Source organism: Clostridium sp., from assembly GCF_036642255.1.
Taxonomy (GTDB): Bacteria; Bacillota; Clostridia; order Clostridiales; family Clostridiaceae; genus Clostridium_J.
Genome location: NZ_JAVWDJ010000048.1, coordinates 1 through 26621, shown reverse-complemented (window position 1 = coordinate 26621; position 26621 = coordinate 1). Strand labels below are relative to the sequence as shown.

The window sequence follows — 26621 nt, the reverse complement described above, 5'->3', positions numbered from 1 at the left end:
TGAGCACCGAAGAGACTGAAGCTGACGACGTAATGCGAAGATTATATAAAATTTAAATCTGGTGATGATGCGTTTAGAAGATACACCCGTTCCCATACCGAACACGAAGGTTAAGCTCTAAACGGCCAAGAGTACTGCAAGGGAAGCCTTGTGGGAGGGTAGGTGGTCGCCAGGTCAATATTCCGTGGTAGCTCAATGGTGGAGCACTCGGCTGTTAACCGATAGGTTGGAGGTTCGAATCCTCTCCACGGAGCCATTTAAATTTTGACTTAAAACAGTTCATTTGTGAACTGTTTTTTTTATATAAAAATATCTAATTTTTTGCCTTAAAAAAATGCCTGTAAGGTTTTCAAATAACTAGATTTAAATTTATGTGTAAAATAGTCTAAGTAATAAAATGTGTAAGAGAGCATGTAAATACATGCTTTCTTATTTTTGTGCAAAGATTTAAAGATTCTAGTATAAATAGGTTTAATACAATATTAACTAAGCAAAGTTATACACTTAGTAAGATGGTATTAGCAATGAATAATCCTGCAAGAATAGATAGAATCCTGGTTATTATTTTACATGGTATTTAAAGAAATGGAATATGGAAATAATTAAACATGGAATTTTTACATAGTTTATTCTCATAACAACAATACATCATAATAAATAAGTGTAATAAGGTTAATGATTTATAAATATAATTTTTATATATTGATAGTTATAGAATTTTAATATGCGAGATTATATAGATACTATAAAATATTAAAATTAATAAAGTTTATCATATTTATAAATTGGACTTGCATATTTGAATTCTATATAGAAAATAAATTTCAAATTAAATCCATTTCATGAAAAGTGCCTTTAAGGATATTAATTTAGAGATTGTTTTCAAATATAAAATTAATCTAACAGAAGCTTAGAAACATGATTATATGATTTATTTTTGGGAAAAGTACCTATAGATGAGGTTAAATGTAAATATATTTTTAATATTTCAAATATTGAAAATATTTCAAAGGGAATTTGTTCAAGATATAGAATATATAACTATGTTGGATATTATGCAATTTAAAATGGGAGGTATACCATATGAAAGAGTATAAAGTTAACAATCTAAGAAATGTTGGGATAATAGGTCATGGTGGTGCTGGAAAGACAAGTCTAATGGAGGCACTATTATACCATACTGGTCAAACGGATAGGCTAGGAAGAGTTGAAGATGGAACTACGGTAAGTGACTATGATTCTGAAGAAAAAAGAAGAAAAGTATCTATTTCTACATCTTTAGGTTATTGTGAATGTAAGGACGTCAAGATAAATTTAGTTGATATGCCAGGCTATTTCGATTTTGAAGGCGAAATGATTGAAGGACTAAATGCTGTTGACATGGCAATGATAACTATTTGTGGAGTTTCAGGTATAGAAGTAGGAACGGAAAAAGCTTGGAATTATGCAAGTGATCACAAATTGGCAAAATCTATTTTTATCAATAAGCTAGATAGAGAAAATAGTAATTTTGAAAAAGTATTAGAGCAGTTAAAAGAAAAGTTCGGAACATCTGTTGTACCTATTCAATATCCAATAGGCTCTGAAAGTAATTTTAAGGGCATTGTAAATGTTATCTCAAATAGAGCTAGATTGTTTAATCCTAAAACTCGCATGATGGAAGAAGCTGATGTCCCAGAAGAACTTGTAGATAAGATTGAAGAGTGTAAACAAATGCTTATGGAAGCTGTTGCTGAGACGGATGAAGCTCTACTTGATAAATATTTCAGTGAGGGTGAATTGAGCGCAGAGGAAATATATGAAGGATTAATTAAGGGAACTTCAATGGGAGATATTGCGCCTATAATGTGTGGATCAGCATTAACAGGGGTAGGAGTTAATACTTTGCTTGAAGATATAATTGAATGTTTCCCATCACCAAAAGAAACAAATTTTTATATGGCCAAAGACCTAAAGAATAATGCATATATCAATGTTAAAATCAATGAAGAAGAACCTTTCTCAGCATTAGTATTTAAAACTATTGCAGACCCATTTGTGGGTAAACTATCAATGTTTAGAGTAATTTCAGGAACTGCTAAATCAGATACTATAATTTATAATTCCTCAAAAGAAAAAGAAGAAAAGTTAGGAACTATGTATTTGATAAAAGGAAAACATCAAGTATCAACAAATGAATTAAAGGCCGGAGATCTTGGTGCAGTGGCAAAACTACAATATACGAATACAGGGGATACTTTGTGTAGTCAAAGCAACCCTATTATGTTTGATAGAATGACATTCCCATTACCAGTGTACTCTAGGGCAGTTGTTCCTAAATCAAAAGGTGATGAGGATAAAATATCCAATGGATTAGCTAAACTTATTGAAGAAGATCCAACCTTTTCAGTATCTAGAGATATAGAAAATGCAGAAACAATAATTTCAGGATTAGGTTCAACTCATCTTGATGTTATAGTAAGTAAGTTAAAAAATAAATTTGGAGTAGATGTATCACTTCAGATTCCAAAAACACCATATAGAGAAACAATTAAAAAGTTTTCAGATGTCCAAGGAAAGCATAAAAAACAATCAGGTGGACATGGACAATATGGAGATGTAAAGATTAAGTTTGAGCCTAGAGTAGATGGCGAGGAAGATTTACAATTTGTTGATGCTGTTGTAGGTGGTGCTGTTCCAAGACAATACATTCCTGCAGTTGAAAAGGGATTAAAGGAATGTATTCAACACGGAGTGCTTGCAGGCTATCCAGTTATAAGGCTTAAGGCAACACTTCATGATGGGTCCTTCCATCCAGTAGACTCTTCTGAAATGGCATTTAAGATTGCAGCTTCATTGTCCTATAAAAAGGGGTTACAAGAAGCACAACCTGTGTTATTAGAACCTATAATGTATATTGAGATAGAAGTACCAGATGATTATATGGGTGATATAATTGCTGATATAAATAAAAAAAGAGGAAGAATACTAGGTATGGAACCTGCAAGCAAAGGACAAAAGGTTATGGGTGAAGTTCCACAGTCAGAGCTATATGATTATGCTACAGACTTAAGAAGTTTAACAGGAGCCAGAGGAACTTTTAGAACTAGGTTTGAAAGATATGATGAGGTTCCATCAGAAATAGTTAATAAAATAGTAGCAGAGACCAAAAAAGAAGCATAATAAATATAAGGTTATATACTATAAAAATTTATTAAAAAGTGTTAAGTGAAAGCTTAACACTTTTTTAATGCATAAAATTTCAAAATTTAGAAAAGATAATACTAAACAGGTTAAGGGGGCTACATATGTCAGATTATAGAATGGATATATCAGGAGAAATAAAGTTAAGTGATTATAGTAGTATTCATGACTATATGGGTATAGTGGGGCCAGACGACAATTTTACTATTGTACTAGATTCTACTAATGATGAAGATGCAAAGGTGTTATGTAGCATATTAGAAAGTGATAAATTTACAATTTTTTCACGAGGAGGAAAGTTAGATGGCAGATACTTCATACGGGCATTTAAGAGGAAATAAATTTGATGATACTGACGAAAGACTTATTCAACAGGCTTATGGATCAGATTTATATCATTTTAAAAGAACAAATAATAAATTACATTTATATACGGATTTTTCACCTGAATTTAGGCCATTTTTAGCAGCATTAGAAATGGATGAAGTAGAAAAGATAGAAAATCCTATAGAGGATAAACTAAAGGAATAATTAGAAAGTTAAAAGTAATAAATATTTGTAGTTAAGTAACAAAAGAGCTGTTGTTAAAATAGCTCTTTTATATTTATGTAAGAATAATCTAGCAACATTACTAGATTAAACTATTTATATGAAGTTATTTGGATTTGCATATTATAATTTCCTGTATTATAATTGGGATTGAATTTTTAATCACAATTTGATATTTATGCAGTTGCTCTTAGAAGTAGAGGAGCTCTTAATTAATATTTACTTTATAGAAAGATAAATATTTTGCTAAAGTTAATACGTAAAATAGAGGCTTTATTATTGGAGGGATAATTATGACAACGCTATACATAACAAGACATGGAGAAACACTTTGGAATACTGAAGGTAGAATGCAAGGTTGGAACGATTCACCATTGACTGACCTTGGAATTACTCAAGCAGAATGGTTAAAAGAGAGAATAAAAGATACAAAAATAGATGCTATATACTCAAGTCCATCAAATCGAGCTTTTAATACAGCTAAAATCGTAAGAGGAAATAGAGATATTGAAATAATAAAGCATGACGGACTTAGAGAAATTGGACTAGGTCAGTGGGAAGGATTAAATCAGGAGGAAATAAAGGCTGATAATGAAGAACAACATTATAACTTCTGGAATGCTCCACATCTATATATTCCAGTAGCAAAAGGAGAAAGTTTTCAAGATTTAGTAGATAGAGTAACTCCTGTAGTTAAAGAAATCGTGGGAAATCATGAAAATGAAAATGTGCTTATAGTTACTCATACTGTGACTTTAAAGGCAATTATGACAGTACTAAATAATCAGCCAATAGCTGATATATGGCAACCACCATTTATAAAGCAAACTAGCTTAACTGTAATAGAATTTGATAAAGCTGATTTCAATATTTTAATGCATGGCGACGCATCTCATCATGAGTATTCATACAGAGAATATAATGAGTAATAAAGAGGTTATATAAAACTTAGGTGCAAATTCAATTAGCATTTTAATACATTTAGTTTTAGTATGCATATATAACTCTTATTTAATAAGTTAGAAATCAATTTGATATTATGGAATAATTTAGAGTTGGCTATTATATAGTAAATATGAAGTAAGTTAATTCTTTATTTGGGGGTATGTTTATGAATAACTTTACGTTGAAGGTTTTAGCGTGTATTTTAATGTTAATTGATCACGTTGGGGCAGTATTCTTTCCTAAAATTTTATTGTTAAGAATTATAGGCAGACTATCATTTCCTATATTTTCTTTTCTACTTGTAGAAGGTTATGTTAGGACTTCAAATTTCACTAAGTATGCTACAAGGTTGTTTTTATTTGCACTTATATCTCATTATCCTTTTATGCTTGCATTTAAGATTAATTCTTATAACATATTTTTCACGCTTACTGCTGGACTCATAGCATTATATGTACTTGATTATAAGTTCAACGATAATGACACAAAAAATAATTTCATGAAGTTTATTACCATCATAGCTATATGTATTTTTGTGCAATCAATTCATACTGATTATGGATATTATGGTGTACTTATGATAATTATATTTAAGGTATTTAGAGAAAAGGGATTTGCAAAATTATTAGGAGCATTAATTTTATTAAATATAATGTATATTGCCCCTATGTATAAGTATATATTTTATCCTAATGGATTTAGGGTATTTTTACAGAGTACTAGTTTGCTAGCTTTGGGTTTTATGTATTTTTATAATGGAAAGCAAGGAAGAAAGTTAAAATATCTATTTTATGCTTTTTATCCTGTTCATTTAACTATATTATATCTAATCAAAAAATTTATTGTATAGTATAAGCCAAGTTAGATTTCTAAACTGAATTGCTCTAATTCAGTTTAGAAATTTTATTTTAGTTTAGAAATCTTAATTTGTTAAGTAACTATTAAATATAGTAATGGAATTATAAATTCAAAAGTAAAATTATTGAAATTATAATGTCATAATGTTATGGTATAATTAAGAATATTCAATATATATCTAGAATGAGGTGTTATAAATGAATAAAGAATTTTTTATAAATAATAGAAAAAGACTTAGTGAAAAACTAAATGATAATTCTATAATATTGCTTTTTGCTGGACGAGCTCCTTATAAATCAGCTGATGAAACTTATAATTTTACACCAAATAGAAACTTTTATTATCTAACAGGTATAGACAGACCAAATATGATAGTGATGATGGTGAAAAGAAATAATACAGTGAATGAAACTTTATTTATAGAAAAAAATGATCCAGTTATGGCTAAATGGGTGGGAGAGAAGCTTAGTGAAAGTGAAGCAATTGAGCTTTCGGGAATAACAAATATTTCTTTTTTAGAAGAATTTGAAAGTGCTGTTGGAAATATTTTAAATAGAACATCTATAGATGAGATATATTTTGACTTAGAAAGACAAGAAATTGATATTCCAACAACTAAAGCTCAAGATGTTGCAAGAACTATCAGTGAAAGATATCCACACATTGTAATTATAAATCTATATCATAAGGTTTGTGAATTAAGATTAATTAAAAGCGAAGAAGAAGTTCAACTAATAAAGAAGGCAATTGACATTACTTATGAAGGTATAAAGGAAATGTGGAAAAATACAACACCTGGGATGATGGAATATGAAATAGAAGCATATTTTGATTTTACTTTAAAGAAAAATGGAGTAACAGATTTTGCATTCCATACAATTGCAGCAGCAGGAAAGAATGCTACAGTATTGCACTATGGTGACAATAACTGTGAAGCTAAGAATGGGGATTTAATGCTCTTAGACTTAGGAGCTCAGCATAATTACTATAACGGAGATATCAGTCGTACATTCCCAATCAATGGTAAGTTTACAGAAAGACAAAAGGCTGTATATAACGTAGTATTAAAAGCTAATGAAGAAGTGACAAAAAATATCAAACCAGGGGTTCCGTTTACAAGATTAAATGAAATTGCTAGAGAAGTTTTGGCACAAGGATGCAAGGAACTGGGGCTGATTAAAGAAGATAATGAGCTCTCAAAATATTATTACCATGGTGTTAGTCATTACTTGGGTTTAGACACCCATGATGTAGGAAGCCGTGACATGGTATTGCAAGAAGGTATGGTTTTAACAAATGAACCAGGACTTTATATTGAAGAAGAAGGAATAGGCGTTAGAATTGAAGATGATATACTAGTAACGAAGGATGGCTGTGAAAATCTTTCAGCTCAGATTGTAAAGTCAGTAGAAGACATTGAAAGATTTATGAATGAAAATAGATAAATAAGTAAAATAATTTCGCCATTGTTTAATCAAAGCTACCATAGATTTATGATAGCTTTGATTTTTAATCTTTTAGCTAAGGTTTACACTTTTAGTATGTTGATTTAAGATATTACTGTAGATTAAGAAAGAGCTTCATAAGAAAAGGGGGAGAGTTATGATTAAGAGATTCATTTCTTATTATGCACCACATAAAAAATTATTCTTTTTAGATATGTTTTGTGCGTTTGTGGTGGCTGCACTAGATTTAGTGTTTCCTATGTTTACAAATACATTATTGAGGAAGGCTATACCAGATAAAGATTTAAGAACTATACTGATTTTTTCAGGAGTACTGGCATTATTATATGTTATAAAATTAATTGCTAACTACATCGTAGATTATTGGGGACACGTAATGGGTGTAAGATTACAATATGAAATGAGAAAAGACGTATTCTCTCATCTTCAGACTTTACCTTTTAGGTATTTCGATGATAATAAGACTGGTCATATTATGTCTAGGATTATTAATGACCTTATGGAAATATCAGAGCTTGCGCATCACGGACCTGAAGATATATTTATATCACTAGTAATGTTACTAGGGTCTTTTATATTGCTTTGTAATATAAATTTATCCTTAACGTTAATAGTTTTTGCCTTTATTCCTATAATCCTTTGGTTTACTGCAACACGTAGAGTTAAAATGTCTAATGCATTTGATCAAGTAAGAAAAAAGATTGCGGTAGTTAATGCTAAACTTGAAAATAGTATCTCAGGTATAAGAGTTGCTAAGTCATTTACAAATGAAGAATATGAAATGGAAAAATTTGATGAGGGAAATAAGGAATTTAAGATAGCAAGATCTTCAGCATATAAATATATGGCTGAGTTTATGGCAGGAATGAGATTTCTCGTAGATATGCTAAATGTGGTTGTATTGGGTTTTGGGGGTTACTTCGTTTATAAAGGATATATAGATGTGATAGATTTAATAACCTATTTCCTATATATAGCATATTTTATGCAACCCATACGAAGATTAACTTCTTTTGTTGAACAGTATCAGTCAGGAATGTCAGGATTTAAGAGATTTATTGAGATTTTAGATACAAAATCAGATATAAAGGATATTGAAAATGCTAAAGATCTTAAAAATGTTAAAGGAAATATAGAATTTAAGAACGCAACCTTTAAGTATAACGAAAATACAGAGATATTATCTAATATAAGCTTAAAGATTGAACAGGGAAAAACTTTGGCTCTAGTAGGTCCTTCTGGGGGAGGAAAAACAACTCTTTGCCATTTGATTCCTAGATTTTATGAATTAAACCAAGGTGAAATTACCATTGATGAAAATGAAATTAAAGATATTACTTTAAAATCACTTAGACAAAACATTGGAATAGTACAGCAAGATGTATTCTTATTTACTGGTACCATAAAAGAAAATATACTTTATGGTAGGCCAGAAGCTAATGATGCAGAAGTTGTAGAGGCTGCTCAAAAAGCTAACATACATGAATTCATAACTTCGTTACCTGACGGATACGAAACCTATGTAGGAGAAAGAGGTGTTAAATTATCAGGAGGCCAGAAGCAGAGAATATCTATTGCTAGAGTATTTTTAAAGAATCCACCGATACTAATATTAGATGAAGCTACTTCAGCCTTAGATAATGCCTCTGAGCTTATTATTCAAAAATCCTTAGAAGATTTATCAAAAGGAAGGACAACATTAGTGGTAGCACATAGATTATCAACAGTTAAAAATGCTGATGAAATAGTTGTTTTAACTGATAAAGGTATCATGGAAAAAGGCTCCCATGATGAACTTTTAGCTTTAGATGGAATTTATTCTAAGCTTTATAGTGCTCAGTTTAAAGGTTTTATACCAGATGACATTGTAAGCTAAAATAGTTATAAACTTGATTACTTTTCTATTTTAAGATAAAATAAATGAGGTTGGCAGAAGCTAACCTTATTATTTTGTAAAAAAATAGTAAGTAGTTTCTTTAAAATAGCCAAGACATTGTAGAGTTTACATATATAAAAGGAAAAGAAAACTTCCTATTAAAAGATTTTATGTAAAAAAAAGGAAATGAGTTGCTTATATAGAATAAGTAATACATAAGAGTTTTTAGAATATGGAGGAAAGCAGAATGATAAGAAACAAAAGTAGTATTATTGAATTATTGAATGATTTAAAGAACTTTAGTTATTCTAAGGATGACACTATTGTAGATGTAGGATTAATAACAGAAGAAGATGTTAATATTAGGTATTATGATGAAAAATGCATTATAATAAAGTACCATCAGTATGAAGATGCAGTTTCAACTTTATATAAAGATAGAAAGTATATTAATAAGGTGCTTTTCCAATAGTGAAAAGCACCTTACTTATAAGTATAATCTTTTAGTAGGGTAAATACATTCCAGATAAGGAAAGTAAATCAAGAGTAACTTATGCAGAAGCAAAATGTTCTATTAAGCAAATAGTTATTATATAGAAAACACAAATAAAATGAAGAAAAAATGAGAATTGAATATGTAAGTTTATGTAATAAGGAAATTTTATATAATTTAATCTTTTACAGATAAAAATGGATATTGAATGCTTAAAATAAATGTATTATTATTTAATTAAGGTCAAAGAAAGTCAAAGTAAAATATATTAATAGCAGAAAGATAAGAGGTAATATTTATGGCAAGACTATCTGATGCAATTGAAGCTTTTATTAAGGAATTGTTGGAAGATGCTAAAGAAAGAGAGGTAGAAATACAAAGAAATGAGCTTGCTAGTCAATTTAGTTGTGCCCCCTCTCAAATAAATTATGTATTAACCACAAGGTTCACACAGGATAAAGGATATTACATTGAAAGCAGAAGAGGTGGAGGTGGTTGCATAAAAATTACAAGAATCCATTATGCAACTTATAATTCATTAGCAGAAATTATTAATGATAAAATAGGAGATTATATTACCAGTGATAGTGCAAATAAAATTATTGAAAGTTTAAGAGAAAGTGACATTCTTACAGATAGAGAGGCTGGAATAATAAAGGCTACTATCAACGATAGAACTCTCACATATGCATTTGAGAATAAAAATAGATTAAGGGCAGATATTTTTAAAACTATTATTTTGAATATTTTAAGGTGATTAGTAAGATATCTTTCATAGCAGAATTTTATATGATGTGAAAGACAGTAATAATTGCCCAAGAAGTGTACACTTAGAAGGATTACCTAATGGACATAAATTATTAATTAGGAGGAATATTATGCTTTGTGAAGTATGTAAAAAAAATGAGGCGAATTTTCATATCGCTAAAATTATAAACGGAGTTAAAGAAGAGAAACATGTATGTGAACATTGTGCCAAGAATTTGGAGGGAATAAATATATTATCAGATATGAATTTTAGTTCTGATTTCTCATTTCAAAATTTACTAAGTGGATTTTTGGATTACATGAATACCACAACTAAAACTTCACTTCCAAGTGAGATAGCATGTTCAACTTGCGGAACAACTTACAGAGAGTTTAAAAATAGTGGATTTTTAGGGTGTAGTTATTGTTACAATACTTTTAATGATACAATAGCTCCAATTTTAAAAAGAGTGCAACCGAGAACAGAACATTATGGGAAGATACCTGTTAAAGGTGGAAAAGAGATATTGGTTAAAAAAGAATTGAGAAAATTAAAAGAGGAATTACAAAAGGCTATTGCTTTAGAAGAGTTTGAAAGAGCTGCTGAACTTAGAGATAAAATTCGAAGCATAGAGCAGCAAAGCCAGGGGGAATAAGCTATGGAAAATTGGATTAAAGCAGATACTTTATATGATGATATAGTATTGAGTAGTAGAGTAAGATTAGCCAGGAACTTAAAAGATTTTTCCTTTCCTAATAAATTAGATGTAGAGAAAGGAAGAGAAGTGGTTAAAACCATTGAAGAGGCTCTAAATAAATCAGCATATACGCAATCAAATTTTGAATCTGTGTATATGTGGGATACTGATGAAATAACTGGCACTTCCCTTTTAGAAAAACATCTTATAAGTGACAAGTTATTTTTAAATAGAAATAATTCAGCCCTTATCAAAGATAAAAATGAAATTATAAGTATAATGGTAAATGAAGAAGATCATTTAAGATTACAGTGTATTGTAGGAGGCTTAAATCTACATGAAGCTTACAAAGAAATAAATAAAATTGATGATTTTTTAGAAGAGTCATTAAACTATGCCTATAATGAGGATTTGGGATATTTAACTACTTGTCCAACTAATGTTGGTACTGGACTAAGAGCTTCGGTTATGATTCACTTACCAGCCCTAACAAAGTCAGGAGCTATTGATAGATTGATAAATATGCTAGGAAAGATGGGAATGACTATAAGAGGGCTTTTTGGAGAAGGTTCAAAAGGGTATGGAAATATATATCAAGTATCAAACCAAGTAACTCTAGGACCAACAGAAGAGGAGATCATAGAGAATCTATTAGCAGTTGTAGATAATATTATAAGCGAGGAAAAGTCAGCTAGAGAAAGATATTTTAAAGCTTATGAATATGAAACTAGAGATAACATTATGAGGGCACTAGGTATTCTAAGATATGCTACCATAATAACATCTAAAGAAGCATTAAATCTATTTTCATATGTAAGATTAGGAATAGAGATGGCAATAATTAAAGATATAGATAAAAGACTGTTAAATTCTCTAATGGTAGAAATTTTATCTTCAACAATGCAACTTAATGCAGGAACTGTTATGAATGAAAAGGAAAGAGATATAAAAAGAGCTGAGATTATAAGAAATAATTTGAAAGTATAATAGTTAAGAGGTGAAATGCAATGTTTAGTAAATTCAATGAAAGAGCAAGAAAAGTTTTAATGTTTGCTAATGAAGAAGCCCAAAGATATAAACATGGATATGTAGGTACTGAGCATATGCTTCTTGGAATTTTAAGAGAGCAAGAAGGTATTGCTTTTAATGCACTTAATAGTATAGGGATTAGCTATGATAAGGTGAAAACCTTAGTAAATCAATATATTGGTAATGGGGACGTAGAAATGCCCAAGGATGAGATTTTTTTAACTCCGAGAACTAAAAGACTCATTGAAGTTAGTTTAGTAGAAGCTAGGGGTTTAAATCAAAACTATATTTCACCAGAGCATATTTTATTAGCTATAATTAGGGAACCTGAAGGTGTAGCTTATACAATATTATCAAATTTAGGAGCTGATTTTAATAAGCTTAGAAGCGAAATGAAGGCTATGACCGGTGAAACAGATAGCTCTGTTCCTCCAGTAGGTAGGGAAAAGAGCAGAAGTTCAAAGACTCCAACCTTAGAAAAATACGGTAAGGATTTAACAGAGCTTGCAAAGGACGGAAAGCTAGATCCAGTAATTGGTCGTGATAATGAAACCCAGAGAGTACTTGAAATCCTTTGTAGAAGAATTAAGAACAATCCTTGTTTAATTGGAGATCCTGGAGTTGGTAAAACCGCTATTGCTGAAGGACTTGCTCAAAAAATATCATCAGGAAACATTCCAGAACTTCTGAAAGAGAAAAGGGTTGTCACTTTAGATTTATCATCTATGGTAGCTGGATCAAAATATAGAGGTGAATTTGAAGAAAGACTTAAAGCTGTAATGGATGAAATAAGAAAAGCGGGAGATGTAATTTTATTTATAGATGAAATTCATACTATAGTAGGAGCCGGGGGAGCAGAAGGAGCAATAGATGCTTCAAATATTTTAAAACCAGCCCTTGCCCGTGGAGAAATTCAATGTATAGGTGCTACAACTATTGATGAATATAGAAAGTATATAGAAAAAGATGCAGCCCTTGAAAGAAGATTTCAACCTGTGACTGTAGATGAACCAAGTAAAGAGGAAACAATACAGATTTTAAAAGGGTTAAGAGATAAGTATGAAGCACATCATAGAGTTAAAATAACAGATAGTGCCATAGAAGCTGCAGTTACACTTTCAGATAGATATATAACAGATAGGTATTTACCAGACAAGGCAATTGATTTAATTGATGAAGCAGGTTCAAAGGTTAGAATTCAGAACTTGACTGCACCACCAGATTTAAAAGCCCTAGAAGCTGATTTGGAGAAAGTTACCCAAGAGAAGTCAGATGCAATTACAATGCAGGACTTTGAGAAGGCTGCAATGTTAAGAGATAAGGAAAAGCAACTTAGGGATCAACTGGAAAATACCAAGAATAACTGGGTTTCACAAAGTAAAGATTTAGATTCTATAGTTGATGAGAATCATATTGCTATGGTTATAGCTAAGTGGACAAATATCCCAGTTGAAAAAATGACTGAAAAGGAATCTGAAAGACTATTAAAATTAGAGAAAACTCTTCATAAAAGAGTTATAGGTCAAGAAGAGGCAGTAGAATCTATAGCAAGAGCAGTAAGAAGAGCTAGAGTTGGATTAAAGGATCCAAAGAGACCCATCGGTTCATTTATCTTCCTTGGACCTACTGGAGTTGGAAAAACTGAGCTTTCTAAGGCATTAGCTGAGGCAATGTTTGGTGATGAAAGTGCAATGCTTAGAATAGATATGTCTGAGTATATGGAAAAGCATACAGTTGCTAAACTTATTGGAGCGCCTCCAGGATATGTAGGATATGATGAGGGTGGTCAGTTAACAGATAAGGTGAGAAGACATCCATATTCAGTAGTATTATTTGATGAAATAGAAAAGGCACATCCAGATGTGTTTAATATACTACTACAAATTCTTGAAGATGGTAGACTTACAGATGGTAAGGGTAAAACTGTAGATTTTAAAAATACCATAGTAATTATGACTTCAAATGCGGGAGCATCAACTATTAAAAAACAAAAATCTATTGGTTTTGCACAAGGTAAAGATGAAGCTAGGAATGAATATGAAAAAATGAAGGATAATGTAATGGAAGATATTAAACATATCTTCAGGCCAGAGTTCCTAAACAGAATTGATGATATCATAGTATTCCATAAGCTAGAAGAAAAAGACTTAGTTCAAATCGTTTCCTTAATGCTTAATTCTGTAAGTGAAAGATTAAAAGATCAAAACATTAATATTTCTTTCACAGAAGAAGCTAAGGTTCATTTGGCAAAAGAAGGCTATGATTTAAATTATGGAGCAAGACCTCTAAGAAGAGCAATTACAAAAACTATTGAAGATAAACTTTCTGAAGAAATTCTAAAGGGGAATGTTAATAATGGTGATTTTGTAGAAGTTACTATGGAAAATGGAGAATTAAAGGTTAGCAAAAGATAGTATCTATAATTATATTAAGAGAAGCTATCCAAATCAAATTCAACAATGTTATTGTTATTAACTTACAGTAGTTATATAATTAGTTAATGATAATAGTTCTTGAAAAATAGATTTAAATAAATAAAAACCACTGAATAAGTGGTTTTTATTATATTATAAATGCAAAATTTATTATAAATTTCAATTTTGAATATAATAATATCGTGTTTTACAACTTTATGTAAAAATTAAGTATAGAATAATTGAAATAAGTTAAAATTTTAAAAAGATAGAATTTTGGAGGTCCTCTATGGCTAAAGTAAAAAATGTATATATTTGCAGTGAATGTGGATATGAATCACCAAAATGGCAAGGAAAGTGCCCTAGTTGTAATAATTGGAACACTATGACAGAAGAGACAAAAACACCAGTGAGCACAAATTTTAAAAGAGCTGTAACTATGTCAGGAGGAAATAAACCTCAAAGCATTGTTAATATAAGATCTAGCCAATATGAGAGGATGGATACAGGAATTACAGAATTAAATAGAGTACTTGGAGGAGGATTAGTAAGAGGCTCTTTAACACTTATTTCTGGTGACCCAGGGATAGGAAAATCCACTATACTTTTACAGAGCGCTAGAAATATTGCTAAAAAATATGGAAAGGTATTATATGTTTCAGGAGAAGAGTCAGAAGAACAAATTAAAATGAGAGGAGAAAGGCTAAATTCTATATGTGATGAACTTTATATTGTTTCAGAAACTAATATCGAAATAATAGAAAATCATTTAATGGATATTGAACCTGTCTTCGTAATTATCGATTCCATACAAACCTTATTTAAAAGTGATATTTCATCAGCTCCTGGCAGTGTTTCTCAAGTCAGAGAATGTACTAATGAGCTTATGAGAATTGGTAAGACAAAAGGACTGCCACTATTTATAGTTGCACATGTTACTAAGCAGGGAGAACTCGCTGGTCCTAGAGTACTCGAACACATGGTTGATACTGTACTGTATTTTGAAGGAGAAAGAACTCAAGAATTTAGGATACTGAGAACTATAAAAAATCGTTTTGGTACTACCAGTGAAATTGGAGTTTTTGAAATGCGAGAAAGTGGATTAGAAGAAGTATTAGATGCATCCTCAGTGTTCCTGCAAGAAACATCTTTTAGTCAAGAAGGATCAGTAGTAATCGGAATAATGGAAGGAACAAGACCACTACTTATAGAAATACAGGCCCTTGTTAGTGAAACTAAGGCCGTTATGCCAAGAAGAACTGCTGTAGGAGTAGATAATCAAAGATTAAATTTAATTCTTGCAGTACTAGAAAAAAAGCTTAAGATTCCTTTTTATAACGCAGATGTTTATGTCAATGTAGTTGGTGGATTAAATCTAGAAGGAACATACGGTGACTTAGGGTTAGCTATAGCCTTAATTTCTAGTGCTAAGAGTAAAGAAATAAAATTAGATAGAACATTGATTATTGGAGAAGTGGGACTTACAGGAGAAGTAAGACCTATAGCCCATGTAGAGAAAATTATAAATGAAGCATCAAAAATGGGTTTTTCTAATATAATTATGCCCACCAAGAATACAGAAAAAATACAAAATAAAAATATTAAAATCATAGGAGTATCTTCAGTGAAAGAAGTATTAAGTAAGATTTTTTAATTCACACTTCGCACATTTAATTTATAATCGATAGAATTTAACTAATATTTTTCTATAGGGATATATCTCATGGAGGAAAAAATGAGGGAAGAAAAACAAAAAGAGTTAATGAGCATATTGAAAATAATGTCTCCAGGTACTCAACTTAGGGAAGGACTCGACAATATTTTAAGGGCTAAAACTGGAGGGTTAGTAGTCTTGAGTGACAGTGAAGAAATATTAAATATTGTAGATGGAGGGTTTGCCATAAATGCTGAATACACACCTGCTTACATTTATGAGCTAGCAAAAATGGATGGAGCAATAGTAGTTAGTAGTAACCTAGATAAAATACTTTTTGCAAACACTCAATTAATCCCTAATTCATCTATTCCCACTGCAGAAACAGGAACCCGACATAGAACTGCTCAAAGAATAGCAAAGCAAACTGGCTCTATTGTAGTAGCTATATCTCAAAGAAGAAATATAATAACGGTTTATAAGGATGATATAAAGTATGTAGTTAAAGATAGTAATGAGGTGCTAGCAAGGGCTAATCAAGCAATTCAAACCTTAGAAAAATACGTAGCTGTACTAGAGAGAGTAATCAGCAATTTGAATTTATTAGAACTACAAGATATGAGTACTTTGCTAGATGTAGTAACAGGAATACAAAGAACAGAAATGGTAATGAGAATTATCTATGAAATCGAAACTTATATTTGTGAACTGGGGAATGAGGGTAGATTAATTGCTATGCAGCTTGGAGAGCTTATAAAGGGAATTGAACAAGAAGGAAATTTATTAATAAGAGATTATTGTTCAAGTTCATCAAATTTCTCACAAATAAGCAGAAGTATAGAAAAACTCTCACCAGAAGAATTACTAGATTTAGATATAATCAGCAAGATTTTAGGGTATAGTGGGGTTTCTTTAGTAGATACATTAATTTCACCCAGAGGTTACAGAATTTTAAATAAAATTCCTAGAATACCTTCAGCTATTATTGAAAACTTGGTAAGGTATTTTAATGAACTTCAAGCAGTTATGGATGCTTCTTATGAGGAGTTGGATTCCGTAGAAGGAATAGGAGAAGCAAGAGCTAAAGCTATAAAGAATGGGTTAAGAAGATTAAAGGAACAGTTTATACTAGATAAACAAATATAGCACAAAATAATTAATTTCGTGCTATTTGTCACTCAATTTGATAATAATTTCTTTAATATTAAAGAAATTATATATGTAAGGTTGAACACCAACTTAATTGTACTATTATGCGAATAGTATAATGTGCTAATTTAGCTGATTTATAAAACGACCTGTTTACCTTGAGGAAAAATGATATAAATTTATCTGAAATTATTAAGTTTATCGAAGGTAGTTATTCTTTTATATTCCTTTAGAAAAACATCATATAAGTTTATATCTAAGGTGTTACAAAGGGAAGTCATATAAAAAAAGTTATTTCCCATTTCTCTTTCAATCACTTCTCTACAATTATCACATAGTTTTCCAGTTAAGTGGGTATCAAAGGAATCATTTATGTCATCCAGGTCAATGTTATCTATATTCTCGTGAATACATTGTTTTTTAGCATCAACTTTCAAGCATCCACAACTGGTAACTGATTTTATTACTGCCCTATTTACTCTAGCTTGAGATTCCTGAAGTTTGGTCATGATATCTAAAATACTTTTATGCCTTAATAAACAACTGTCAACTGCATTTTGAAATTCATCGAATATAAGATCTTTCATCATGTTCAACTCCTTTTAATTATGTGGTTTTATTTTTAATAAATGAATAGTATAGATATATGATATATGATTATTTATTATAATAATAGGGGGTCATTCATAGGATATAAATTTTATATAAGATTTCAAAGAGGAACATGGTATTAATAAACTTTTAATTAGGAATTTTATATCTTATTTCAATAATTTATTGAAATAACTTATATTGTAGGATATAGTTAATGTAAAGATTATAAAACTATTTAAGTGATGATAATTATATTTAGCAAGATTTTTAAAGGTAGTGCCAATACTCAGGTTAAGACAATTAAGTTTTAAGTATCTAAATGGCATCACGTAGTATTGATTCACTATCAAAGACTTGTTAAATAACAAATAAATACTAATTTTTTTAGGAGGTGAGAATATGCTGAAAAAAGTATTAAGAGGGCTTTTTACTTTAGCTGGAGGAACTTTAGGGTATATACTTAGTGACTGGGCTATTACTCATAAATTTTTAGACACACTAGGTGTTGCTACTGCAGCTTCATTACAAGGCATATTATTTATTATTTTTTCTGTTATATTATCTGGAATTATATTTTATTTTATTTCTCCAATTTTAAGCACAATAATTATTAATGCAATGGATTATCTAGAAAAAAGAGTGCAGAAAATCCCAATTAGTGATGTGGTTTTTGCAGTTTTAGGTTCAGTAGTGGGGCTTATAATTTCTGTGCTAATATCTAGTTTGATTAGAATCGATTCTGTAATTGTAACTATAATTACCATAATAATTACTGTAATAATTATGGTTTTCTTCGCAGATATTTCCATAAGAAAAAAAGAGGAAATTCTATCAATGATTTCAAGTATGAAAAAGATACCATCTGCTAAGGATGGTAAGGGCAAGCATAACGCTAAAGATTATCCAAAAGTATTAGATACTTCGGTAATAATTGATGGAAGAATATTTGATCTCTGTCAAACTGGGTTTATTGAAGGTACTTTAATAATCCCAAGCTTTGTTTTAGATGAGTTAAGGCATATAGCAGACTCTGGTGATGGATTAAAAAGAAACAGAGGTAGAAGAGGATTAGACGTACTAAATAGGATTCAAAAGGAACTAAGTGTAAAGGTAGAATTTTGGGAAGGGGACTTTAAAGACCTTAATGAAGTAGATAGCAAACTTCTAAAGTTAGCTCAGGTTCTAAATGGGAAGGTTATAACTAATGATTATAATCTGAATAAGGTCGCTGAATTTCAGGGAGTCCCAGTACTGAATATAAATGAATTAGCAAATGCTATTAAGCCTGTAGTTCTTCCAGGAGAAGAAATGGAAATTCAAGTTGTTAAGGATGGAAAAGAAGCAGGTCAAGGAGTTGCTTATTTGGATGATGGAACAATGATAGTTGTAGAGGAAGGTAGAAGGTTTATTGGTGCTACAATTATGGTAGTTGTCACATCTGTACTTCAAACTGCAGCAGGAAGAATGATATTCGCAAAGCCTAAAGAAGCTTAAATAAAAGATGAATTTTCTATAACTAATTTTAGTTTTACATGTTGACAAATAATTAACTAGACTGTATATTAATTTTGAGAAAAATGAATAGTGAGCAATGATGAAGAATAGTAGAAATTACATTACAGAGAAGAAGTCCAAAGGCTGAGAGACTTTTCACAATTTTGAACCCGCTTCTGAGCAGTAGTAAAACTACCGGCTTATGCCGTTATCAAATTAAGTACAAATTTAGGTGGTACCGCGATAAAACTCGCCCTAAAAGGGGTGGGTTTTCTTTTTTTTGAAATTTTATAAATTGGAGGAGGATAATTATGAAACTTTCTAATATGCTAATTAGTACATTGAGAGAGGTTCCAGCTGAAGCAGAGATTTCAAGTCATCAACTAATGCTTAGAGCTGGATTGATGAGAAAAATGGCTTCAGGAGTATATAACTTTATGCCTAGTGGTATTAGAGTAATAAAGAAAATTGAAAATATAGTAAGAGAAGAAATGGATAAGGCAGGAGCTCAAGAATTTTTAGCTTCAGCATTACTTCCAGCAGAACTTTGGAAAGAATCGGGAAGATGGGATGTTATGGGGGCAGAAATGTTCAGGTTAAAGGACAGGAATGAGAGAGAATTTTGTCTTGGACCAACTCACGAGGAAGTTTTCACAGATATAGCTAGGAATGAAATCAAATCCTATAAACAATTACCATTAAACTTATATCAAATTCAGACAAAGTATAGAGATGAAAGAAGACCTAGATTTGGTGTTATGAGATCGAGAGAGTTTATTATGAAAGATGCCTATAGCTTTGATAAAGATTATGAAGCCTTAGATATTTCATATATGGAAATGTATAATGCTTATACAAATATATTTAAAAGATGCGGACTAGACTGCAGCGCGGTTGAAGCGGATTCAGGAGCTATGGGAGGTTCAGGGTCTGCTGAATTTATGGTTAAATCAGAAGTAGGAGAAGATGAAGTTGTTTTCTGTTCTAGTTGTACTTATGCGGCTAATATGGAAAAGGCACCTTCAACTGCAGAAGAACAACCTAAGGAAGATATGTTAGAAGTTAATAGAGTTGAAACACCAAACGTTAAAACCATTGAGGAACTTGTGAAATTCTTTAAAACCACAGAGAAAAAGTTTGCTAAAACTCTTATTTATAAAGCTGATAATAAGATTGTAGCAGTAATGGTCAGAGGAGATAGAGCTGTTAATGAAACAAAGGTTATTAATGCTATAGGTGGAGCAATTGAATTTGACATGGCTAGTGTTGAAATTGTACAAGAGGCCACATCAGCACAAGTAGGTTTCGCGGGTCCGATTGGGATAAAGTCCGATGTATTATTGGTTGATGAAGAGGTTTCAAAAATGTATAACTTCATAGTAGGAGCTAATAGTACTGGATATCACTATGAAAATGTAAACTATGGAAGAGACTTTCAGGGACGAGTTGGAGATTTTAGAAATGTAATTCAAGGTGATAAGTGTCCAAAATGTGGAGAACCACTCACAATTGCAAGAGGGGTTGAAGTTGGTCATATATTTAAACTTGGAACAAAATACTCTGAAGCTATGGGAGCTACTTTCATAGATGAAAATGGGGAAGATAAGCCGCTTGTAATGGGTTGTTATGGAATTGGGATAAATAGAACTATGGCAGCTATTATAGAACAACATCATGATGATAATGGTATTACTTGGCCACTAGCAATTGCACCATATCAAGTAATTGTAGTACCAGTGGTTACTAAAGATGAAGAACAAATGAGAATAGCAGAAAAAATATATACAGAACTTAAAGATCTAGGTGTAGAAGTACTAATGGATGACAGAAATGAGAGAGTTGGAGTGAAATTTAAAGATTCAGACCTGATGGGCATACCAATGAGAATAACTGTTGGTAAGAAAATATCAGAGGGTCAGGTTGAATTTAAATTGAGAACTGCTGCTAATAATGAAATCATTTCTATAGATGATATAATAGAAAGAGTAAGAATAGAATTCAAAAATAATGATTTTAAAATTTAAGAGCATTTTATTAGCTTGGGCTTACGGTTTAATTGGTGAGAACAAAGGCTATTTTAAAAGTGCTTGAATAAAATAGATCATTAAAGTGGGGATATGTTTGTTCTTTAAGATTTTATAGGTTTCTTGTGGGGATTAATTTACTTAGTGTTTTGAAATAATATAGACATAACATTGACAAGTTAAAAAATAAATTGTAAGTATATTAAATCTTAACTTGTTAAGTCTGTAAGATGCGGTAGAATATAAAGTTAAGGAGAAAAACTAATGATAACAATTGCAGATGTAAAATTAGCACAAGAAAATTTAAAGGGTGTAGCAAGAAAGACTCCATTATTTCATTCGAGTACTTTTTCAAAGGAATGTGGATATGAAGTTTATTTAAAATGTGAAAACAAACAAAAAACTGGAGCTTTTAAATTAAGAGGAGCTTATAATAAAATTTGTTCATTAACAGAAGAACAGAGGAAAAATGGTGTTATAGCATCTTCAGCAGGCAACCATGCCCAAGGAGTTGCTTATGCAGCAACAGCTTTCGGAATTAAATCAACTATTGTAATGCCAACAACAGCTCCAATAGCTAAGGTGCAAGCTACAAAAAAATATGGGGCTGAAGTTATACAGTATGGTGAAGTTTATGATGAATGTTATTCAAAAGCAGTAGCAATCCAAGAGGCAACTGGAGCAACTTTTGTTCATCCGTTTAACGATGATGAGGTTATGGCAGGACAAGGAACAGTATCACTTGAAATACTAGAAGATTTACCAGATGCAGATATATTGGTTATACCTATTGGCGGCGGTGGCTTGATAGCAGGTATGGCAGTAGCGGCTAAAGCTATTAACCCCAATATTAAAATAATAGGTGTGCAAGCGGAGATTATTGCATCAACTAAAATTTCAATAATTAAAAATGAAATCGTTACATTGCCAGGAGTGAAATCTTTAGCAGATGGAATATCCGTAAAGACTCCAGGAGATAAAACCTTCAGATATGTAAAAAAATATGTAGATGATATAGTTACAGTAACTGAAGATGAAATAGCTTATGGTATTTTTGCTATGATGGAAAGAAATAAATTGGTAGCAGAGGGAGCTGGTGCAGTAGCTATAGCGGCACTACTTTCAGGAAAAATCAAAGCTAAAGGAAAAAATGTGGTAGCATTAGTTAGTGGAGGAAATATTGACATTGCTAGTGTTGCTAAAATAATTGATAGAGAATTGGTTATGTTAAAAAGAAGAATATCAATTTCTGTAGAGATTCAAGATAAAGTAGGTCAGTTAAGTTCCATTATATCTGATATAGTTTCTCTTGGTGGAAATGTATCTAGAGCAAGGCAGGATAGAAACTGGAATTCTAAAGGATTAGAATATACAAATGTTATTTTTGAGATAGAAGCACAGTCAAGTGAGCATTCTGAAAATATTATTAATACTTTAGAGGATAAAGGTTATAATCTACAATTGATAGAAAAATAGCATTATGTTTTGGGTAAAAGTAGTAAGAATTTCAACTCTTACTACTTTTATTAAAAAAAGATATTGTTTATAATAAGTAATAAAATGTATTTCTAAGGAGAAATATCTATGGAGTTTAATTTACTTAAAGGGAAATTTACGGAAGAACAGGCTAAATTCTTAAATCCCTTAGTGCTAGCATTAATAGGGGATGGAGTATATGAGGTTTTTATAAGAACATATCTTGTAGAAAAAAATAGAGATATGAATGTGCATAAAATACATTTAAAAACAGTAGCGCACGTGAAGGCTGAAGCCCAAAGCAAGTTTATGAAGATAATAATAGATGAACTTAATGAAGATGAACTTAGTATATTTAAAAGAGGTAGAAATACAAAATCTAGTACACCTAAAAATGCGGATGTCGCAGACTATAGATGGGCTACAGGATTTGAAGCGCTAATGGGATACTTATATGTATTAGATAAAAGTGACAGGCTAAATTATCTATTGAATAAAATTATGGAAGGGGGAGATAACAATGAAAGTTAAAGTTAAATTATTACAGTACACACCAGAACCAGAAAAGGTAATCGCTTCAGCGGCAAAACTTTGTTATAGTGCGGTGGGAGTAGATGAAATATCGAGGGGATTAACAGAAGAAAAAACATCAAGTTTTATAGACATGCTAGCTAGCTACGGACACTATTCACCAACGGAACATGTAAGTTTTACCTTCGCTATCGAAGGGGTATCAAGAAGTTTAACTCATCAGCTAGTTAGGCATAGAATTGCCTCATATTCACAACAAAGTCAGAGATATGTAAAACTCGATGCTTTTGAGTACATAATTCCTCCAGCTATAGAGGCAAATAAAGAAGCTAAAGAAATATTTGTTCAGGCTATGAAAAGAGATCAAGAGGATTATGATAAACTTGTACATATAATTAAGGAAAGTGAATTAGAAAAATATATAAATGAATATGACATAAACAATAAAACTAAAGGAAGTATAGATGAAAAGATATTAAAGTCCTTTAGAAGTAAAGCAGAAAAGAAGGCTATAGAGGATGCAAGATATGTTTTTCCTAATGCATGTGAAACAAAGATCATGGCCACTATGAATGCTAGAGAACTTATGAATTTCTTTAACCATAGATGCTGTAATAGAGCACAGTGGGAAATAAGAGATTTGGCAGATGAAATGCTTAAGTTAGTTAAAGTCGTGGCTCCTAACTTATTCAAGTATTGTGGGCCTAGTTGTGTTAAGGGGAGATGTCCAGAAGGACAGATGACCTGTGGAAAAATACTTGAAATAAAAGAAAAATACGCCAATATATAATGTGAATCATAATCTTTGGGTATAATTACAATAAATAATAGTAAGTGAGGTAACGTATGAAAAACAAATTTACAGGAAAACAAAGAATAAACAAAAACGCTCCAGAAGGAACCAAACCTTTTCATAAAGCTAAAAGAGTGGAGAAGGATGAAAGAATTAAAAAAGTAGAAAGAGAAGAAAAGGTTAAGAAGGTAGAAAGAACTAGTGATGTTGAAATACCATTAAGAGAAGATTTGATTGAAGGTAGAAATGCAGTAATTGAGGCTTTAAAATCAGAGAGAACCATAGAACAAATATTAGTTGCAAAGGGAGATACTAAAGGTTCTATTAATGTAGTTTTAGGTATTGCGAAAGAAAAAGGAACTGTAGTTAAGTACGTAGAGCGTGCAAAGCTTGATGAGATGTCTCAAACAGGTGCTCATCAGGGAGTAATAGCCATTGTAACACCATATAATTATTTTAAAATGGATGATATTTTAGATTACGCAAAAAGTAAAAATGAATCACCGTTTATATTAATATTAGATGAACTGGAAGATCCTCATAATTTTGGGTCTATAATTAGAACAGCTGAGGCTTGTGGAGTTCATGGTATTATTATTCCGAAGAGAAAAAATGTAGGGGTAACACCAACAGTGTACAAAACTTCAGCTGGAGCTATAGAACATATGAAGATAGTTAAGGTTACTAATACAAATGTGGCTATAGATGAGTTAAAAAACAAAGGAGTCTGGGTATTTGGCGCTGATATGAGTGGGGAAAAACACTGTTATAATGTTGATTTAAAAGGACCTATTGCCCTAGTTATAGGAAGTGAAGGTAAGGGGATTTCTAAGCTTACGAAAGAAAGATGTGATGTTCTTATGAAAATACCGATGATAGGAAAAATTAGTTCCTTAAATGCTTCAGTAGCTGGTGGCATAATGATGTATGAAGCTTTAAAACAAAGAATAAAGCAGTAAATAACTTAGAGGGATGTTTTGAGAAAAATATTTGTTGATGGTTACAATGTTATAAATAGTTGGCCACAGCTAAGAGATATAAAAAATTCTAGCTACGAATCAGCAAGAACAAAACTTATTGATATGCTTCAAAATTATTCAGCATTCAAAGGCTGGAATATAATTCTTGTTTTTGATGCTCATAAGGTTAAGGGAAGCTTAGAAAAGAAAGAAAGAATGGGGAATCTAGTAGTAGTATTCACAAAAGAAGGTGAATCAGCAGATAACTATATTGAAAGAATGGTTAATAATATAGGTAGAACTCTAGAAGTCTATGTGGTGACGTCAGACTCACTTGAACAACAAGTTACATTCCAAAGAGGCGCAGTAAGAATTTCATCATTAGAGTTTTACCACTCCATGATGATGGATAATAATAAAATATCAAAGAGTTATGAAACAAAGTATTCTTCCAACAGAAACTTATTAGAAGAAAATATTGACATGGAAAGTGCGAAAAAACTAGAGAAGATAAGAAGAAGTAAGTGATTGAAGCTGATCTAGATGGCCAGTATTTTTATGGTATAAAGTTTTTTATAAGTTTAGGACTCTAATATAATTACAAGATATAAATTATTATGAGGTTAAACTTACTTTTAAAATCATTCACTATATTGACTTCTCAATTATTTCACTTGACGGTTAAATTTGGTGTATGTATAATTTAAGTTGAATCCGTTTGCATTATGGAGGGGATGTTGTTGGAAAAAAGGGTTGGCTATGAGAATCGGGGTTCATTGTTTGAAAGTAAGACTGATGAAGAAATAGTAATCGAAGCTAAAAACGGTGATGAGAGGGCTTTAGAATATTTGCTTAGTAAGTATCAAAATTTTGTTAAGTCAAAAGCCAAATCTTATTTTTTAATTGGTGCAGATAAGGAAGATATATATCAAGAGGGAATGATAGGTTTATTTAAGGCAATTAGAGACTTCAAGGATGACAAATTAGCATCTTTTAAAGTCTTTGCTGAGTTATGTATTACAAGGCAAATAATAACTGCTGTCAAAACTGCAACCCGTCAAAAACATATCCCGCTTAACACGTACATCTCTCTCAATAAGCCAATTTATGATGAGGAGTCAGATAGAACCTTACTTGATATTATCTCAGGAATAAAGGTTTCTGACCCTGAAGAACTAATGATTGGAAAAGAAGACTTGCAAAATATTGAAACCCAAATTGGGGAAGTTCTATCTGCTTTGGAAATGGAAGTGTTAATGTCATATCTAGATGGGAAGTCTTATCAGGAAATTGCTTGCGATTTAGAAAGACATGCTAAATCTATTGATAATGCATTGCAAAGAGTAAAAAGAAAACTCGAAAAATGCTTAGAAAACAGAAAACAATAATATTGACAATTAACTGTACGTATATTATAATGAATAACTGATGTATAGTAGTTTTATCATTACTATGCTTAATTGTCAAATGCCCATATAGCTCAGTAGGTAGAGCGTCACCTTGGTAAGGTGGAGGTCACCGGTTCAATCCCGGTTATGGGCTCCAAAATTCTTATATACATCACAACACACGTGGATGAGTTTACTTTGATTATAAAGTTAAATAAATCAATAAACATACATAAGGAGGAATAAAAAATGGCAAAAGCTAAATTTGAAAGAAACAAACCACACGTAAATATCGGAACGA

At 31.1% G+C, this 26621-nt stretch carries 23 protein-coding genes, 2 tRNA genes and 1 rRNA gene; 25 read left to right on the top strand and 1 reads right to left on the bottom strand.

Annotated elements, in window-relative coordinates:
* The first annotated feature begins 57 nt into the window (after positions 1 to 57).
* From rrf to disA, 16 genes are all read left to right on the top strand, one after another.
* Positions 58 to 175: ribosomal RNA gene (rrf, locus tag RR409_RS17715) — 5S ribosomal RNA — on the top strand.
* Positions 176 to 181: 6 nt separating this feature from the next.
* Positions 182 to 256 (top strand) — tRNA-Asn (locus RR409_RS17710).
* Between the two features lie 827 nt (positions 257 to 1083).
* Positions 1084 to 3162 (top strand): elongation factor G, encoded by a 2079-nt coding sequence (gene fusA / locus RR409_RS17705; protein ID WP_332559101.1) that lies wholly within the window; start codon positions 1084 to 1086, stop codon positions 3160 to 3162.
* Positions 3163 to 3287: 125 nt separating this feature from the next.
* Positions 3288 to 3524 (top strand): hypothetical protein, encoded by a 237-nt coding sequence (locus tag RR409_RS17700; RefSeq protein WP_332559100.1) that lies wholly within the window; start codon positions 3288 to 3290, stop codon positions 3522 to 3524.
* A complete protein-coding gene (locus RR409_RS17695) occupies positions 3487 to 3714 on the top strand; it encodes a hypothetical protein (protein WP_332559099.1) in 228 nt (75 codons plus the stop codon). Before RR409_RS17700 ends, RR409_RS17695 begins: the two co-directional genes overlap by 38 nt.
* A 311-nt stretch (positions 3715 to 4025) precedes the next feature.
* On the top strand, positions 4026 to 4661 hold the full coding sequence (locus tag RR409_RS17690) for a histidine phosphatase family protein (RefSeq protein WP_332559098.1): 636 nt from the start codon (positions 4026 to 4028) through the stop codon (positions 4659 to 4661).
* A gap of 182 nt (positions 4662 to 4843) precedes the next feature.
* A complete protein-coding gene (locus RR409_RS17685; RefSeq protein ID WP_332559097.1) occupies positions 4844 to 5527 on the top strand; it encodes a TraX family protein in 684 nt (227 codons plus the stop codon).
* Between the two features lie 205 nt (positions 5528 to 5732).
* Positions 5733 to 6980 carry an aminopeptidase P family protein gene (locus RR409_RS17680; RefSeq protein ID WP_332559096.1) on the top strand — a complete coding sequence of 416 codons (1248 nt, stop codon included), beginning with the start codon at positions 5733 to 5735 and terminating at the stop codon, positions 6978 to 6980.
* A gap of 157 nt (positions 6981 to 7137) precedes the next feature.
* A complete protein-coding gene (locus RR409_RS17675; protein ID WP_332559095.1) occupies positions 7138 to 8877 on the top strand; it encodes an ABC transporter ATP-binding protein in 1740 nt (579 codons plus the stop codon).
* Between the two features lie 247 nt (positions 8878 to 9124).
* Positions 9125 to 9349: a hypothetical protein gene (locus tag RR409_RS17670; protein ID WP_332559094.1), complete on the top strand. Its 225-nt coding sequence runs from the start codon at positions 9125 to 9127 to the stop codon at positions 9347 to 9349.
* Between the two features lie 319 nt (positions 9350 to 9668).
* Positions 9669 to 10127: a CtsR family transcriptional regulator gene (locus RR409_RS17665; RefSeq protein WP_332559093.1), complete on the top strand. Its 459-nt coding sequence runs from the start codon at positions 9669 to 9671 to the stop codon at positions 10125 to 10127.
* A gap of 121 nt (positions 10128 to 10248) precedes the next feature.
* Complete coding sequence (locus RR409_RS17660; protein WP_332559092.1) at positions 10249 to 10773, top strand: UvrB/UvrC motif-containing protein; 525 nt, start codon at positions 10249 to 10251, stop codon at positions 10771 to 10773.
* 3 nt (positions 10774 to 10776) lie between these two features.
* Complete coding sequence (locus RR409_RS17655; protein ID WP_332559091.1) at positions 10777 to 11802, top strand: protein arginine kinase; 1026 nt, start codon at positions 10777 to 10779, stop codon at positions 11800 to 11802.
* Between the two features lie 20 nt (positions 11803 to 11822).
* On the top strand, positions 11823 to 14258 hold the full coding sequence (locus RR409_RS17650; protein ID WP_332559090.1) for an ATP-dependent Clp protease ATP-binding subunit: 2436 nt from the start codon (positions 11823 to 11825) through the stop codon (positions 14256 to 14258).
* A gap of 289 nt (positions 14259 to 14547) precedes the next feature.
* The gene (gene radA, locus RR409_RS17645; protein WP_332559089.1) at positions 14548 to 15912 is read left to right on the top strand and encodes a DNA repair protein RadA; all 1365 of its coding nucleotides are present in this window, start codon (positions 14548 to 14550) and stop codon (positions 15910 to 15912) included.
* 81 nt (positions 15913 to 15993) lie between these two features.
* On the top strand, positions 15994 to 17058 hold the full coding sequence (disA, locus tag RR409_RS17640; RefSeq protein ID WP_332559088.1) for a DNA integrity scanning diadenylate cyclase DisA: 1065 nt from the start codon (positions 15994 to 15996) through the stop codon (positions 17056 to 17058).
* 182 nt (positions 17059 to 17240) lie between these two features.
* Here disA and RR409_RS17635 read toward each other — a convergent pair whose 3' ends face one another.
* Entirely contained in the window at positions 17241 to 17648 is a 408-nt protein-coding gene (locus RR409_RS17635) for a DUF1573 domain-containing protein (RefSeq protein ID WP_332559087.1), read from the bottom strand.
* Positions 17649 to 18054: 406 nt separating this feature from the next.
* Here RR409_RS17635 and RR409_RS17630 point away from each other — a divergent pair, with 406 nt between their 5' ends.
* The 9 genes from RR409_RS17630 (at position 18055) to RR409_RS17590 (ending at position 26477) form a co-directional block, all read left to right on the top strand.
* Complete coding sequence (locus RR409_RS17630; RefSeq protein WP_332559086.1) at positions 18055 to 19149, top strand: PIN/TRAM domain-containing protein; 1095 nt, start codon at positions 18055 to 18057, stop codon at positions 19147 to 19149.
* Between the two features lie 311 nt (positions 19150 to 19460).
* A complete protein-coding gene (locus tag RR409_RS17625; RefSeq protein WP_332559085.1) occupies positions 19461 to 21173 on the top strand; it encodes a proline--tRNA ligase in 1713 nt (570 codons plus the stop codon).
* A gap of 264 nt (positions 21174 to 21437) precedes the next feature.
* On the top strand, positions 21438 to 22649 hold the full coding sequence (ilvA, locus tag RR409_RS17620) for a threonine ammonia-lyase (protein ID WP_332559084.1): 1212 nt from the start codon (positions 21438 to 21440) through the stop codon (positions 22647 to 22649).
* Between the two features lie 108 nt (positions 22650 to 22757).
* Positions 22758 to 23180, top strand: a complete 423-nt coding sequence (locus tag RR409_RS17615) for a ribonuclease III domain-containing protein (RefSeq protein ID WP_332559083.1) — start codon at positions 22758 to 22760, stop codon at positions 23178 to 23180.
* The gene (gene thyX, locus RR409_RS17610) at positions 23170 to 23970 is read left to right on the top strand and encodes an FAD-dependent thymidylate synthase (protein ID WP_332559082.1); all 801 of its coding nucleotides are present in this window, start codon (positions 23170 to 23172) and stop codon (positions 23968 to 23970) included. Before RR409_RS17615 ends, thyX begins: the two co-directional genes overlap by 11 nt.
* 56 nt (positions 23971 to 24026) lie before the next feature.
* Positions 24027 to 24932 carry a 23S rRNA (guanosine(2251)-2'-O)-methyltransferase RlmB gene (rlmB, locus tag RR409_RS17605; RefSeq protein ID WP_332559081.1) on the top strand — a complete coding sequence of 302 codons (906 nt, stop codon included), beginning with the start codon at positions 24027 to 24029 and terminating at the stop codon, positions 24930 to 24932.
* A gap of 18 nt (positions 24933 to 24950) precedes the next feature.
* Positions 24951 to 25460 (top strand): NYN domain-containing protein, encoded by a 510-nt coding sequence (locus RR409_RS17600; protein WP_332559080.1) that lies wholly within the window; start codon positions 24951 to 24953, stop codon positions 25458 to 25460.
* A 206-nt stretch (positions 25461 to 25666) separates the two neighbouring features.
* Complete coding sequence (gene sigH, locus RR409_RS17595; RefSeq protein WP_332559079.1) at positions 25667 to 26320, top strand: RNA polymerase sporulation sigma factor SigH; 654 nt, start codon at positions 25667 to 25669, stop codon at positions 26318 to 26320.
* A gap of 81 nt (positions 26321 to 26401) precedes the next feature.
* Positions 26402 to 26477 (top strand) — tRNA-Thr (locus RR409_RS17590).
* Positions 26478 to 26621: the final 144 nt, after the last annotated feature.